The sequence below is a fragment of the Streptomyces sp. S3(2020) genome, from assembly GCF_013044505.1.
Classification (GTDB): Bacteria; Actinomycetota; Actinomycetes; order Streptomycetales; family Streptomycetaceae; genus Streptomyces.
Map to the genome: position 1 here is coordinate 1 of NZ_JABERD010000052.1, position 12,936 is coordinate 12,936.

General features: G+C 71.7%; 8 protein-coding genes and 1 pseudogene. 5 read left to right on the forward strand and 4 right to left on the reverse strand.

Annotation, left to right across the window (positions count from 1 at the left end; genetic code table 11):
* Window positions 1-213: 213 nt before the first annotated feature.
* Window positions 214-687 (reverse strand): annotated as a pseudogene (locus HLK59_RS18625) (FUSC family protein); the annotation flags it as partial.
* Window positions 688-897: 210 nt separating this feature from the next.
* On the opposite strand from HLK59_RS18625, the gene HLK59_RS18630 reads away from it, so the two are divergent.
* A complete protein-coding gene (locus HLK59_RS18630; protein WP_046257178.1) occupies window positions 898-1,374 on the forward strand; it encodes an Lrp/AsnC family transcriptional regulator in 477 nt (158 codons plus the stop codon).
* Window positions 1,375-1,387: 13 nt separating this feature from the next.
* Window positions 1,388-2,083 (forward strand): HAD family phosphatase, encoded by a 696-nt coding sequence (locus HLK59_RS18635; protein WP_171142585.1) that lies wholly within the window; start codon window positions 1,388-1,390, stop codon window positions 2,081-2,083.
* A 43-nt stretch (window positions 2,084-2,126) separates the two neighbouring features.
* Here the strand turns inward: HLK59_RS18635 and HLK59_RS18640 are convergent, their stop codons facing one another.
* The gene (locus tag HLK59_RS18640; protein ID WP_171142586.1) at window positions 2,127-3,542 is read right to left on the reverse strand and encodes an FAD-binding oxidoreductase; all 1,416 of its coding nucleotides are present in this window, start codon (window positions 3,540-3,542) and stop codon (window positions 2,127-2,129) included.
* Between the two features lie 100 nt (window positions 3,543-3,642).
* Window positions 3,643-6,270 carry a LuxR family transcriptional regulator gene (locus HLK59_RS52410; RefSeq protein ID WP_171142587.1) on the reverse strand — a complete coding sequence of 876 codons (2,628 nt, stop codon included), beginning with the start codon at window positions 6,268-6,270 and terminating at the stop codon, window positions 3,643-3,645.
* 280 nt (window positions 6,271-6,550) lie between these two features.
* Here HLK59_RS52410 and HLK59_RS18650 point away from each other — a divergent pair, with 280 nt between their 5' ends.
* Entirely contained in the window at window positions 6,551-9,364 is a 2,814-nt protein-coding gene (locus HLK59_RS18650; protein ID WP_171142588.1) for a beta-L-arabinofuranosidase domain-containing protein, read from the forward strand.
* A 17-nt stretch (window positions 9,365-9,381) separates the two neighbouring features.
* On the opposite strand, the gene HLK59_RS18655 is transcribed toward HLK59_RS18650, so the two are convergent.
* Window positions 9,382-10,140, reverse strand: coding sequence for a LysR substrate-binding domain-containing protein (locus tag HLK59_RS18655; RefSeq protein ID WP_171142589.1), 759 nt, complete (start codon window positions 10,138-10,140; stop codon window positions 9,382-9,384).
* 58 nt (window positions 10,141-10,198) lie between these two features.
* On the opposite strand from HLK59_RS18655, the gene HLK59_RS18660 reads away from it, so the two are divergent.
* The gene (locus tag HLK59_RS18660; protein WP_171142590.1) at window positions 10,199-10,597 is read left to right on the forward strand and encodes a DUF5997 family protein; all 399 of its coding nucleotides are present in this window, start codon (window positions 10,199-10,201) and stop codon (window positions 10,595-10,597) included.
* A gap of 108 nt (window positions 10,598-10,705) precedes the next feature.
* Window positions 10,706-12,760, forward strand: a complete 2,055-nt coding sequence (locus HLK59_RS18665; protein WP_171142591.1) for a DUF11 domain-containing protein — start codon at window positions 10,706-10,708, stop codon at window positions 12,758-12,760.
* Window positions 12,761-12,936 lie beyond the last annotated feature (176 nt).

The window sequence follows — 12,936 nt, forward strand, 5'->3', positions numbered from 1 at the left end:
TTGTGGGGGTGACATGAGCTGTAACAGCTATGTGCTGTGTAAGTGTGTTTGCTGACTCATGTTTTGTCGGTCGGGTAGGACCGTAGATGAACGCTGCGCGATCGTCGTCGTCGGCATCGGCAGCTGTGCATAAGCGTGTGTGGCGGTACGCGGCCGTCCTGCTGTGCTTGTGTCCGGCCGCCGCGGTGCTCTCCGGCTCTCGTGGTGTCACGCGCCGAAGCGCACCGCGGCGGCGATCAGCACGGACAGCAGGACGGCCGCGTACAGCTCGGGCAGCCGGTGCGGGGTCGCGTGCAGGAACTGCGCGACGAAGAACGTCATGAACGCGAACACACCGAGGCTGTGCCCGCGCGGGCCCCAGCGGCGCGCGTACACGCCCGCGCCGATCACGGCGAGGAAGGTGAGATCGCGGGCGACCGGCTGATCGTCCAGCACGGCCGCGGCGGCCAGCACCGGAAGCCCGACGACGGGCAGCAGCCCGGTGGTCACCGCCTGTCCGCGGACCGTGGCGTCGGTGACCGTGAACAGGGCGAGCAGCGCCGCGAGGCCGCCGGTGACCGCGCCGACGAGGGAGTGTCCGGCGAGGCCGCAGACGACGACCGCGAGCCCGATGCCGAGCACGGCCCGCGCGGCGAAGCGCAGCCGTACGCGACCCGGGTCCGGCGCCATGAACACCCTCTTCAGCACTGCTGTCCGCCCCCAACTGAGTCCCGGCACGAATCCCGGCATGAAAAAGGCGCCGCGGGGTCCGCAGCGCCATCGACATGCTCATTGCAGCATCGTCGCCACGACTGGCTCAAGTGGCGTCGCATATGCTGAGCCATTGGTACAGTCGAATCGGTCTTCGCCCGTCCATCAGCGGGCCAACGGACCACGGACGAGGAGAGGCCGCGCACCATGGCCGTGGACGAGCTCGACACCCGCATCCTGCGGCTGCTCCTGGAGCAGCCGCGCACGAGCGTGCGCGAGTACGCCCGTGTCCTCGGCGTCGCCCGCGGCACGCTCCAGGCCCGTCTGGACCGTCTGGAGCGCGACGGTGTGATCACCGGCACGGGTCCGGCCCTCTCCCCCGCGGCCCTCGGCCACCCGGTGCTGGCGTTCGTGCACATCGAGGTCACGCAGGGGCGGCTCGACGACGTGGGCGACGCGCTGGCCTCCGTCCCGGAGATCGTGGAGGCCTTCTCGATCGCGGGCGGCGGGGATCTGCTGACGCGGGTCGTGGCGCGGGACAACGCGCATCTCGAGGACGTGATCCAGAAGGTGATCAGCCTGCCGGGCGTGGTCCGCACCCGTACGGAGGTGGCGCTGCGCGAGCGGGTGCCGCACCGGCTGCTGCCGCTGGTGGAGTCGATCGGCCGCTCCGTCCGTACCTGACATCCTGAGCACCATGAACAACCTCGGCACCCTCTCGGTCATCTTCGATCTCGACGGAACGCTCGTGGACAGCGAGCCGAACTATTTCGAGGCGGGCCGCCAGATCCTCGCCGAGCACGGCGTACCGGACTTCACGTGGGCTGAGCACGAGCGGTACGTCGGGATCAGCACCCTGGAGACGGTCGGGCTCTGGAAGCGGGAGTACGCCCTGGACGCCTCCGTGGAGGATCTGTTCGCCGCCAAGAACCGCCGCTATCTGGAGCTGGCCAGGGCGAACACCCCCGCCTACCCCGAGATGCGCAAGTTCGTGGAGCTGCTGGCCTCCGAGGGCGTACCCATGGCCGTGGCCTCGGGCTCGTCACCGGAGGCCATCGACGCCATCCTCCGGAGCACCGGCCTCGACGCCCATCTGCGGACCGTCGTCTCCGCCGACGAGGTCGAGCGCGGCAAGCCCGCCCCGGACGTCTTCCTGGAGGCGGCCCGCCGGCTCGGCGCGGACCCGGCGCACTGCGTGGTCCTGGAGGACGCGGCCCCGGGTGCCGCCGCCGCGCACGCGGCCGGGATGCGCTGCATCGCGATCCCGTACGTCGCCGCACAGGCCGACGCCCCGGAGTTCGGCACCGCGGGTCTGCTGCTGCGCGGCGGCCAGCCGGAGTTCACGGCACGGTCCGCGTACGACTGGCTCGTACGCTCGGCCCTGTCCTCCTGATCCGGCGCCAGGGTGCGGTTCGCGGCGTCGCCCTGATGGGCCGCTACGGCCGCGCCTCGTGCGAGGGCTTCGATGCCGGCTGGATGTTCTGGTTGAGGCGGAAGACGTTGTCCGGGTCGCGGTCGGCCTTGATGCGGGCCAGGCGGTCGTAGTTGCCGCGGTAGCTGGCCCGGACGCGTTCCTGGCCCTCGTCCATCATCATGTTCACGTAGGCGCCGCCCGCCGAGTACGGGTGCAGCGCGTCGAAGTAGTCGACCGTCCACCGCTTGATCAGCTCGGCGTTGGCCGGGTCGGGGTCGACACCGGCGTAGACCGACGCCCAGCGGGCGTGGCGGTAGGCCCAGGGGGTGTCGTCCTGGCCCACGTCGTGGGCGGCGCCGTCGATCGGGTAGAGGTGCATGGTCGACTGCATGGTGGGGACCTCGGCGCCGAACTTGGCGTGGAGTTCGACGGCGTCGTCCGGGATGTCCTCGACGAAGTCCGCGCGCCAGTACCACTGGTGGCCGGGCGGGTAGAGACCGTCGAACGCGGACTGGATGTCGGGGTGCTGCATGGGCATGGGCGCGTGCAGCAGCGGCTGGGGCAGGGCGTCGAGGAGCGGGGCCATCTCGCGGGCGGCGGCCTCGGTGTCGGCGCCGGTGTAGCACCACACCACGCCCGCCGTCTTGCGGAGCTGGATCTCCTCGGGGAACGGCGGGGCCGGTGGCACGGTGCCGTGCAGGAAGAAGCCGTTGAGCTCGCGGGGCGCGTTCGGCAGGAAGTCCCGGTAGGCGGCGAGGACTTCGGCGCTGTCCTCGACGGCCCAGAAGGTCGGTCCGGCGACGACGGCGCTGATCTCGTGGAGCCGGAACAGGAAGGACGTCACCACACCGAAGTTGCCTCCGCCGCCGCGGATCGCCCAGAACAGGTCGCTGTTCTCGTAGCCGCTGGCCTGCACCTTGCGGCCGTCGGCGAGGACGACGTCGGCCTCCAGCAGGTTGTCGATGGTCAGCCCGCACCTGCGGGTGAGATGGCCGAGCCCGCCGCCGGTGGCGATGCCGCCGACGCCGGTCGTGGAGATGATGCCGCTGGGGGTGGCCAGGCCGTGGGCGTTGGTGGCGCGGTCGACCTCGCCCCAGACGCAGCCGCCGCCGACCCGTACGGTGTGGGCCTCGGGGTCGACCTGGATGTCCTTCAGAGGTGACAGATCGAGGACCACGCCGTCGTCGACGGTGCCGAGACCGGCGCCGTGGTGTCCGCCGCCCCGGACCGCGAGGGGCAGGTCGTGCGCGCGGGCGAAGGCGATGACGCGGGCGACGGCGTCCGCGTCGGCACAGCGGGCGACGAGCGCGGGGCGCCGGTCGATCATGGCGTTGTAGACGGTCCGGGCCTCTTCGTAGGAGGCATCGTCGGGGCCTGTCAACTCCCCGGTGAATCCGGTCAGTTCCTTGCGTGCCTCCTGGGCGATCGTGCTGGTCATGCCGTCCCCCGTTCACAAATCGGTTGGATTCGAACATTCTACTCGTGTCATTCCACAGCGGACATCCGTGACCGTCACCCAGCTCGGGACTTCCGGGTACCTACGTTTGACCGGGAGGCGACGGAAGCGATTCCTCCGGTTCCGGCAGCAGTCCGAGCCGGGCCGCGCGGTCGGCGGCGTGACGGCGGGTGGGTGCGTCGAGTTTGTCGAGCACCGCGCGTACATGGTTGTCGACCGTGCGTACCGACACGACGAGCCGGGCCGCGATCTCGGCGTTGGTGAGTCCTTCCGTGAGCAGCCGCATCACCTGGAGCTGGCGCCGGGTCAGGCCCGCGGGGTTCTCACGGGTCGCGGCGAGGGGGCCGCGCGGGATGTGGCGTACGCCGAGCAGGCGCAGTTCGGCGCGGAGCAGCCGGGCCCTGGGTTCGGCGCCCAGGGCGTCGAGGGCGGCGAGCGCGGTGAGTTTGTCGGCGGGGTCGGAGCTCTCGGCGAGGGCGACGGCGTGTTCGTAGGGGCAACCCGCCGCCTGCCAGCGGGCGGCGGCCGTCCGCCACTGGCCGCGGGCCTGGAGCGCGTACGGATGGTCCGAGTCGTCCAGCGACACGGAACGTCCCGCCTTGGTGAGCCAGTAGCCGAGTTCGGCGCGGTACGGGACGCCGGGCAGGAGGTCGGCCTGGGCGTGGACGGGTTCCGCCGCCGCGACGACGGCGGCGAGGTCGCCGCGCAGCCACGCCGCCTCCGCGAGGGCGGCCGCCACCGGCCCGGTGCGTTGCAGTTCCCTGGTCCGTACGGCGATCTGCCAGGCCTCGGTGAGGAGTTCGGCGGCACCGGGCCGGCCGCAGCGGGTGCGGACCCGGGCGAGCACGGTGAGCGCGGGACACCGCGCGGGCACGAAGTCGTGCATGCCGAAGTCGGCGTGTTTCTCGGCGTCGTCCCAGTCGGCGGCAGCGAGCCGCCGCAGGGCCAGTTCGACGTGGAGGTAGTTGAGGAATCCGAGGTGTTCGGCGCGGTCGGCGAGGTCCATCGCCGGGGCCAGGAACGTGTCGGCCTCGTCGTAGCGGAGGTTGTCGAGGAGGGTCCAGATGAGGTTGGCGTAGGACCGGCAGGCGTGTTCGACCTCGCCGGCGGCGAGCGCGACGTCGAGGCTCTCCTCCAACTGCCGTCGTCCGGCGGGGTCCCCACCGCGCCAGCGGGCGCAGCCGACGTTGTTGAGGGCGTGCGAGAGGATCGCCGCGTCGCCCGCCTTGCGGGCCAGGGCGATGGCGCGTTCACCGTGTTCGACGGCCTCGGTGTAGCGGTCGGACAGCATGCGCAGCTGGGCGGTGTTGCTGACGGCGAGGGCCAGGAGGCGGTCGTCGCCTGCGTGTTCCAGCACGGCGACGGCCTCCCGAGCGGCCTCCTGGGCCTGGTCGGCGTCCCCGGCCCACCAGTGGATACGGGACAGCCAGCGCAGGTCGGCGCCGAGGGCGAGGGTGTCACCGAGGGAGCGGCGCAGGGCGACGGCCTCGCGCTGGGCGGTGACGGCGGCGGCCGAGTCGGCAATGGTGTAGCTCTCCACGGCATAGCGTTCCAGCAGGTCGGCGAGTTCGGCCGGGGCGTGGCGATGGCGCTCGCGCAGGACGAGGCGGAGTTGGGCGGCGGCCTCGCGGTGGGCGCCGGCGCCGGCCGCGTCCTTGGCCGCGTCGGGGCCGTAGCGGGTGACGGCTTCCCGGTCGCCCGCCTGGTCGGCGTGGTGGACGATGCGGGCGGCGTCGGAGCCGGGCCGGGCGACGAGTGCCGTGAGGACGTCGCGGTTGAGTGCGATGCGGCGGGCGGCAGGCAGGGAGTCGGCGACGGCGCGCCGGATCAGCTCGTGCCGGAACGCCACCCGCTCCGGCGCCACGGTGAGCAGTCCGCGCTGCTCGGCCTGCGCGAGTACGGCCACACCGTCCGTCAACAGCGCGTCCACCAGCGGGCGTTCGACGGCCGAGGGGACCACGGCGAGCTGTTCCAGCGCGTCCAGCGTGGCCGCGTCCAGTCCGCGCAGCCGGGCGAGGACGGCGTCGACGACGGTCGGAGGCACTCCCCCGGTGCCACCGGCGGCCACGATCTCGGCGACGAAGAACGGGTTGCCCGAGGTCACCTCGTACACCTGGGCGGCGTCGAGGCGCCGGGACGCGCTCAGTGTGCGGACCGCGTCCAGGGACAGCCGGGCGAGGGGCAGCCGGTGCACCCGGGGGGTGCGGGAGACCTGGCCGAGGAGGTGGCGCAGCGGGTGGCCGCGGCTCAACTCGTCGTCGCGGTAGGTCAGGACGAGCAGGGCGGGCAGCTGCTCCATGCGCCGGACCAGGAAGCGCAGGGCGTCCAGCGAGGCTTCGTCGGCCCAGTGGACGTCCTCGACGACCAGGACCGCCGGGTGCGGGGTGCCGGCGAGTTCGCCGCGCAGGGCCTCGTGGACGCGGTGCCGGTCGTGGCCCGCCATGACGGCCCGTGCCAGTTCGGTGCCGACGCTGCCGACGAGGTCGCGGAACGGGCCGAGGGGACGCCGGGTGGCGAGGTCGTCGCACTGTCCGACGAGGACGCGTGCCCGGTCGGGCAGCCGCTGCGGCATCGCCTTCACCAGACTCGACTTGCCGATTCCCGCCTCGCCGAGGACGAGCGCCACCGAACCGGCGCCGTCCGCCGCGTCCTGGGCGGCCGACGCCAGTCGCGTCAGCTCGGGCTCGCGTTCGAGGAGCCAGCGGTCCACTTGCCCGATTCTGCCACCGCGCTCCGCTGGTGGAGCGGGTCAGGAAGGTGCCGGGCGCGGTCGTCTGCCGGGTGCCGCGCCGTCGTGGCCGGTCGCGCAGTTCCCCGCGCCCCTGGAAGAGCGCTTCGCGCCTTCCCAGGATGCCGGATTCGCCGGTCTCCGCGGCCGACGTCCGGAACTTGACGCTCCAGACCCGTTGACGCTCATCCGCCCCCTCCCTATCGTCTGGTCGACCATACGAATGGCGTTCGAAATGACGAACACCGATAGAGGAGCACACATGGCACCGCCCCTCTCCAGACGAAACCTCCTCCAGGCCGCCGCGCTCGCCGCGGCCGCACCCGCGGTCTCGTACGCGGCGAGCGGCCGGGCGGCGGCGGCCACCGCCGCCGTGGCCGCCGCGCCCGCCGCCTGGACCGTGCAGCCCTTCGCGCTCGACGAGGTGGCCCTCAGACCCGGTGTCTTCGCCGACAAGCGGCAGTTGATGCTCGACCACGCGCGCGGCTACGACGTGAACCGGCTCCTCCAGGTCTTCCGCGCCAACGCCGGCCTCTCCACCGGCGGCGCGGTCGCACCCGGCGGCTGGGAGGGCCTGGACGGCGAGGCCAACGGCAATCTGCGCGGGCACTACACCGGCCACTTCCTGACCATGCTGGCGCAGGCGTACGCGAGCACCGGCGAGCAGGTGTTCGCGGACCGGATCGCGACGATGATCACCGCGCTGACCGCCGCCCGCGCCGCCCTGCGCACCGACCCGAAGATGCTCGCCGTCACCGGGAAGTGGGGCGCCGCACACGAGAACGTGCGCGGCTCCTACCAGTACGTCGACCTGCCCGCCACGGTCCTGGGCGGCGCCTCCGCGATCACCCTGTCGGTGTGGCTCAAGCCCACCCACGACGCCAACTGGCAGCGCGCCTTCGACTTCGGCAACAACACCACCCGGTACATGTACCTCGCCACCCGCAACGCGAGCGGTGTACCCCGGTTCGCCATCACCACCAGCGGCGCGGGCGGCGAGCAGGGCCTCAACGGCACGGCCGCGCTGCCGCTGAACCAGTGGAGCCATGTGGCGGTCACGATCTCCGGCAGCACCGGCACGCTGTACGTCAACGGCACGGCCGTCGCCACGAACACCGCGATGACCCTCAACCCGTCGACGCTCGGCACCCTCACCAACAACTGGCTCGGCCGCTCCAACTACTCGGGCGATCCCGTGTACGCGGGCGCCTACGACGAGTTCAACGTCTGGTCACGCGCGCTGTCCCAGGCCGAGATCACCTCGCTCCAGACCAACGAGGCCAAGCTCTCCACGGCAGGACTGGGCAACCTCGTCTCGTACTGGTTCCAGGCCACCGGCGGCGGCACGTTCTCGGACGGCTCCGGCCGTGGTCTGACCGCCACCCTGCGCCGCACCTGGGGCGGCCCGAGCCACCCCGGGTTCCTGGCGGCTTATCCGGAGACGCAGTTCATCGACCTGGAGACGAGGACCGCCAGCGACTACACCAAGGTGTGGGCGCCCTACTACACCGCGCACAAGATCCTGCGGGGCCTGCTGGACGCGTACGCCGCCACGGACGACGCGCGCGCCCTGGACCTCGCGTCCGGTATGGGCGACTGGATGTACTCCCGGCTGTCGGTGCTGCCCGAGGCGACGCTCCAGCGGATGTGGGCGCTGTTCTCCAGCGGCGAGTTCGGCGGCATCGTCGAGGCGATCGTCGACCTGCACTCGTACTCCGGGAAGGCCGAACACCTCGCGCTGGCCAAGCTGTTCGACCTCGACTCCCTCATCGACGCCTGCGCCGCGAACACCGACACCCTGAACGGGCTGCACGCCAACCAGCACATACCGATCTTCACCGGTCTGCTGCGGCTGTACGACGCGACGGGCGAGACGCGTTATCTGACCGCCGCGCGGAACTTCTGGGGCATGGTCGTCCCGAACCGCATGTACGGCATCGGCGGCACCAGCACCGCCGAGTTCTGGAAGGCCTCCGGGCTGATCGCGGGCACGATCAGCGACACGAACGCCGAGACGTGCTGTGCGTACAACATGCTCAAGCTCAGCCGGACGCTGTTCTTCCACGAGCAGACCCCGAAGTATATGGACTACTACGAGCGGGCGCTGCTCAACCAGGTGCTCGGTTCCAAGCAGGACAAGGCCGACGCGGAGAAGCCGCTCGTCACGTACTTCATCGGCCTGACGCCCGGTCATGTCCGGGACTACACGCCCAAGCAGGGGACGACCTGCTGTGAGGGCACCGGCATGGAGAGCGCCACCAAGTACCAGGACTCGGTGTACTTCAAGGCCGCCGACGGCGGCGCACTGTACGTGAACCTGTACAGCCCCTCCCAACTGACCTGGGCCGAGAAGGGGGTGACGGTCACTCAGGCCACCGACTACCCGCGCGAACAGGGCACCACGCTCACCTTCGGCGGCGGCAGCGCGGCCTTCGCCCTGAAGCTGCGTGTGCCGTCGTGGGCCACCGCCGGATTCCAGGTGACCGTCAACGGCACTGCGGTGAGCGGGACTCCGACCGCCGGGACCTACTTCACGGTGTCCCGGACCTGGGCGGCGGGCGACGTCGTCCGGATCACCGTCCCGTTCGGGCTGCGCGTCGAGAAGGCCCTGGACGACCCGACCTTGCAGACCCTCTTCTACGGCCCGGTCAACCTGGTCGCCCGCAACTCCGCCACCAGCTACCTGCCGTTCGGGCTGTACGCCAACGCGGCCCTCTCCGGCAGCCTGCTTCCCACCCTCAGCCCGGTGAGCGGCAAGCCGCTGCACTACACGCTGAACGGCACGGAGTTCGCCCCCTTCTCCGAGGGGACGGAGGATCCGACGCACGCCTACTTCCGGCGCTCGGAGCCCAAGGTCGTCCTCGGCACCCTCGACTCCGGGATCGCCAATCCCGCGAAGTCCGACGGCACCACGCTGCTGGACGAGATCTGGGCGGGGGCGCCGTTCGCGAGCAAGAGCGCGCTCGTGACCAAGGTGACGAGCACCGTGAACGCCTGGGTGTCCGCAGGACTGCTCTCCCAGGCCAACGGGCAGGTGGTGATCAACACGGCGGGGCAGGCGACCTACGTGTCCTGACCCTGTGTGTCCTGACCCTACGAGCGGCGCCGGGGCTTGCCACGCCTGGCGCCCTGGGTCTTCTTGGCGGCGGGCGGCTTGCGCCGTCCGCCGGCCGCGTCGGGGCGCTTGGCCTGCTTCTTCGGCTCGGCCTTCGCCTTGGCCCTGTCCTTGTCCTGGGTGGCCGGGCGGCCGCGGGTGCTGTTCACGGTGCGGCCGCGGACGATGCCGATGAAGTCCTCGACCATGTCCGTGGTCGCGTCCTCGGGCCACGACAGCGCGATGGACGACACGGGGGCGTCGGTGACCGGCCGGTAGGTGAGGTCCTTGCGGTGGTGCAGCCGGGCGAGCGACTGGGGGACGACGAGGACGCCGATGCCGGCCGCGACCAGTTCGACGGCGTCCTCCGTGGTCGCGGGCCGCTCGAAAGCGGGCTTGCCCGGCAGCTGAGCCCACTCCAGGACGTCGTCCAGGGGGTGCAGCACGATCTCGTCGGCCAGGTCCTGGACGGTGACCTCGTCGACCGCGGCGACCACGTGGTCCTTCGGGACGACGACGACCGTGCTCTCCTCGTAGAGCGGGATGGCGCTGAGCACCGTACGGTCCACGGGCAGCCGGACGAGACCGGCGTCCGCGGCCCCGTCCCGCAGCGCGTCGCGCGCCTCGGCGACGGAGAGCTGGAGGAGGGTCAGCGGGGTGTCGGGCAGCCGCTCGTTCCAGATCCGCACCCACTTCGAGGGGGTCACGCCCGGGACGTAGGCGAGCCGGAACTGCGGGGGTTCTTCCGAGCCTGTCACCTGGCCAGGTTACCGGCCGTGGTCGGCGGGCGTTCACCCAGTCGATACCCTTGACACCATGACGCAGCACCAGAGCACCCAGACGATGAAGCCCGCGACCGCGGCGAAGAAGCTGGGTGTGTACCTCGAGGCCACCCCCGCCGAGTTCCGTGAGGGTGTCGTCTCGCGGGCACAGCTCACCGAACTCCAGGCCGATCCGCCCCAGTGGCTCCAGGATCTCCGCGCCAACGGCCCGCACCCCCGTCCGGTGGTCGCGGCCAAGCTCGGCGTGTCCATCGCGGGCCTCGCGCGCGGCGGCGTCACCGAGCCGCTCACCACCGAGCAGATCGAGGCGCTGAAGCAGGAGCAGCCCGAGTGGCTGGCCAAGGAGCGCGCCACCCAGGCCGAGGTCCGCAACGAGACGGTCCGGATCAAGAAGAAGCACGCCGAGAAGGCCGAGCGCGACACCCGCGACTGACCTGGGTGTCCCCGCGCTCCCCCGCTCGGATGGATTCCTGCGTCCGGTGAGGGCAACCCCCGCTCGTGGCGGTCGCCCGTGTGTGCGAGCGGCGGAAGGCTGTCGCGCATGCTCACACCTCACGCGCGGTCGGCACGGCGCCGACACGACGGACGTGGCCGTCGGTCCCTCCTGGTCCGGGCCGGGACCGTCACGGCCATCGTTCTGGCACTCGTCCTGACCTTTCCGGGCGCCGCGAGCGCGGCCCCGGGAGACCTGGATCCCGCCTTCAGCGGCGACGGCAGGGTGCTCACCGGCTTCGCCGACGACGATCACGCCAATGACGTGGCGGTGCAGCCCGACGGGAAGATCGTCTCGGTCGGTGCCTCCACCGACGAGTCGGTTCTGGAGAGCCGCTTCGCGCTGACCCGCCATCACACCGACGGCACCCTGGACACCGGTTTCGGCGGCCACGACGGCGACAGCGCCGGGACGGTGACGACCGCCGTCAACAACCTGGACACGAACTTCCAGTGGAGCGAGGCCCATGCCGTGGTGCTCCAGGCGGACGGCAAGATCGTCGTGGTGGGCAGCAGCTGGCGGGAGTACGAGAACTGCTGCTGGTTCGTGGTGGCCCGCTACGACGCCGACGGCACCCTGGACGACACCTTCAGCGGCGACGGCCGGGTCTTCGCCGACTTCGGCGGCCCGACCGAGGCCCTGGAGGTGGCGATCGACACCGGCGGCAGGATCGTCGCGGCCGGCTACACCGGGGGCCACATGGCCGTGCTCCGCCTCACCGGTGACGGCACCCCGGACCCCACGTTCGGCGGCGACGGCACGGTGACGGCCAATCCGGCGGGACCGGTCCTCCAAGAGGGCGGGGACGGCCGCGCCCTGGCGCTACAGGCCGACGGGAAGATCCTCGTCGGGGGCGAGGTCGGTGCCACGCGGTTCGACTTCGCGCTGATGCGCTTCAACACCGACGGCAGCGTGGACACGGGCTTCGACGGCGACGGCATCGTCCGCACCGACTTCGGCGGCTACGACGGCGTGGAGGCGCTGGCGGTCCAGCCCGACGGCAGGATCGTCGCGGCGGGCGGCAGCGACAGTCGGGCCGCGCTGGCCCGCTACCACGCCGACGGCAGCCTGGACACGAGCTTCGACGGCGACGGCCGGGTCCTCACGGCCGCCGCGGGCGCGTCCGACATGGTGCTCCAGCCGGACGGGCGGATCGTCGCCGCCGGTACCGGCGGCGCCGACTTCTCGGTCCTGCGCTTCCACACCGACGGCAGCCTGGACAGCGGCTTCGGCACCGCCGGCCGGGCGACCGCGGACCTCGGCGGCGTCGACATGGCCCGCGGCGTGAAGCTCGACTCCGCCGGCCGGATCGTCGCCGCCGGCTGGGGCGGCCCGAACAGCGACTTCGCGCTGGCCCGCTTCCAGGGCGGCGGCACCGCGCCACCGCCTCCGAGCGGCACGGACCTCGCGGTCGCGAAGAGCGGCACCGGCACGGTGAGCATCGGTGACCGTGCCACGTACACCGTGACCGTCACCAACACCACCCCCGGCACCACGGCGACCGGCGTCACCCTCACCGACACGCTCAGCGGACCCGCCGCCTCGGTCGTCTCCGCCACCACCACGCAGGGCAGCTGCACGATCACCGCGACCGGCGCCACCTGCGCCCTCGGCAGCGTCCCGGCCACCGGCCCCGGTGTCACGGTCACGATCGTCGTGGAACCCCGCGCCACCGGTACCCTCACAGACCGCGCCACGGTCACCGCCACCATGACCGACCCGGTCGCCGCCAACAACACCGCCACCAGGACCACCGCGGTCGACAACGCCCGCGGCTGCACCCGCGTCGGCACCAGCGGCAACGACACCCTCACCGGCACCTACGGCAACGACGTGATCTGCGCCCTCGGCGGCGACGACACCGTCAACGCGGGCTACGGCAACGACACCGTCCACGGCGGACACGGCAACGACCGCCTCAACGGCCAGTTCGGCAACGACACGCTCAACGGCGGCCCCGGCAACGACAATCTGATCGGCGACTACGGCACCGACAGCCTCAACACCGTCGACGGCGTCCCGGGCAACGACACCGCCAACGGCGGCTTCAACACGGACACCTGCACGACCGACACGGGCGACATCCGCGTCAGCTGCCCCTGATCCCCGGCACAGCCACACGGCGGCGGTCCGCTCCGGTCCAAGTCACCCCACGCGCCACTCTGGACGTCCCGGGAAACCCTGGCCTAGGCTGCACAGCAAGCGCTTTCTAAGCAGCGCTTTCTCACCAGTCATCCAGCCAGTCCGTCATGCGCCGAGCTCCGCCGACAGTTCGTGCG

Excerpts from the sequence above, each read along its gene's own strand:
- HLK59_RS18650 (WP_171142588.1), top strand. The coding sequence starts at position 6,551 with ATGGCACCGCCCCTCTCCAGACGAAACCTCCTCCAGGCCGCCGCGCTC.
- HLK59_RS18660 (WP_171142590.1), top strand. The coding sequence starts at position 10,199 with ATGACGCAGCACCAGAGCACCCAGACGATGAAGCCCGCGACCGCGGCG.
- HLK59_RS18640 (WP_171142586.1), bottom strand. The coding sequence starts at position 3,542 with ATGACCAGCACGATCGCCCAGGAGGCACGCAAGGAACTGACCGGATTC.
- HLK59_RS18630 (WP_046257178.1), top strand. The coding sequence starts at position 898 with ATGGCCGTGGACGAGCTCGACACCCGCATCCTGCGGCTGCTCCTGGAG.
- HLK59_RS18635 (WP_171142585.1), top strand. The coding sequence starts at position 1,388 with ATGAACAACCTCGGCACCCTCTCGGTCATCTTCGATCTCGACGGAACG.
- HLK59_RS18665 (WP_171142591.1), top strand. The coding sequence starts at position 10,706 with ATGCTCACACCTCACGCGCGGTCGGCACGGCGCCGACACGACGGACGT.